We start from the raw sequence: 1,200 nt of genomic DNA, 5'->3' as shown, positions 1-1,200 counted from the left end.
CTGGGCGCGGCTGCTGCTGGTCACCGGGTGCAGGACTTTCGGCCGTTGCGCCTGTTGCGCCTGCAAGCGCTCGCGGTCCGCCAGCAGATCGCCGCTGCGCCGGGTGTCGGCCAGGGGCTGGCCCAGCTCGCTGTCCACCAGCAAGGGCGGCGGCGTGGTGGAGGTGGTGTTGCTGCAAGCCCCCAGCGCCAGCAGCAGAAAAGGTGCGGCCTTGCGACACTGGCGCACGTAGTTGGAACCTGACCACTTCATGAGGCTTCCTTAGCGCCCTGCGCCTGATCCATGCGAACGGTCCCGGACAGTGTGCCTGCCGAGTCTTGGGCGGCGGCCGCGTCTGCGCGTTGCAGACGAGCCTCCACCACCTGCAGTGAAAACTGCCGGGGAGCCCCCAGCAGCCAGCCGACCACGGCATCCGCCGGGGCCTGCTCAAAGGTCAACCGCCAGCTCTCGGGGCCGGCTTGATCCGCGTGTTGCAACTGGTAGCGGCCCTGGAGCCCGGCCGCATCCAGGGCCTGGCGCAGGGCCTGTTCCAGGCTTTCGCCCGGGGCATTGCGAGGGCCTGCCGCGACCTCGTGCAGCAGCACTTCCAGGGCCTCGGCCTGGGAGCGCAGCTTGGGTGTCTCGGCTTGCCAGTAGTCGATCTTCTTCAGCGGCGACTGGATCAGCAGCAACCACAGCAACAGCCCCAGCAACCCCAGGGCAGTGGCCCCCAGCAAGCGCTTTTCCCGCAGGGCCAGGCCGTTCCAGTGGCCCAGGGCCTGGGCCCGCAGGCGCGACCAGCGCGCCCGATACGGCGCCAGCATGGCCTTATTCATTGTCTTCTCCCGTTGCCTCGGCTGTGCTCTCTTCGGCTGGAGCCTGCCCCGGGGCCAGGCTCCAGCCATTGCCCTGGGCCTGGACGCTGTAGCCGGCCTGGATCAGGGCCCCCTGCCAGGCGCTGTCGGCGGTTTTCGGGGTGTCTGGCAACAATTGGAGCTGCAAGCGCTGCCCGGAAAACTCCAGGCTTTGCACGCTGCCCACCATGAACGGCATGGCCAGCCCCGCCTGGGCCAGCAGGTGGGCGAAGCCCTGGCTCGGGTCCGCCGCAGCGCCGCTCTGGCGCGCCGCCAGTTGCTGGCGAGCCTGTTGCAACGGATTGAGCACCACCGGCAATTCGGGGAATACCTGCTTCACCCGCTGGCTCATCTGCGCCTTGAGCCG

2 protein-coding genes and 1 pseudogene are annotated in these 1,200 nt (G+C 69.0%); all 3 read right to left on the bottom strand.

Going from position 1 to position 1,200, the window contains the following annotated elements:
* A pseudogene (locus F6S12_RS31960) lies at nucleotides 1–252 on the bottom strand (type II secretion system protein GspD); the annotation flags it as partial.
* Nucleotides 249–815 carry a type II secretion system protein GspM gene (gene gspM, locus F6S12_RS31955; RefSeq protein WP_315869883.1) on the bottom strand — a complete coding sequence of 189 codons (567 nt, stop codon included), beginning with the start codon at nucleotides 813–815 and terminating at the stop codon, nucleotides 249–251. The gene gspM and the pseudogene F6S12_RS31960, both read right to left, overlap by 4 nt.
* A partial coding sequence (locus tag F6S12_RS31950; RefSeq protein WP_315869882.1) for a GspL/Epsl periplasmic domain-containing protein occupies nucleotides 808–1,200 on the bottom strand: 393 nt, incomplete at its 5' end. The genes F6S12_RS31950 and gspM, both read right to left, overlap by 8 nt.

Source organism: Pseudomonas sp. JV245A (assembly GCF_032424515.1).
GTDB classification, from domain to species: Bacteria; Pseudomonadota; Gammaproteobacteria; order Pseudomonadales; family Pseudomonadaceae; genus Aquipseudomonas; species Aquipseudomonas protegens.
This window is presented reverse-complemented; position numbering and strand designations above follow the sequence as displayed.

Bases quoted from the DNA above. Each gene is read 5' to 3' on its own strand.
- gspM (WP_315869883.1), bottom strand. From the start codon at position 815: ATGAATAAGGCCATGCTGGCGCCGTATCGGGCGCGCTGGTCGCGCCTG.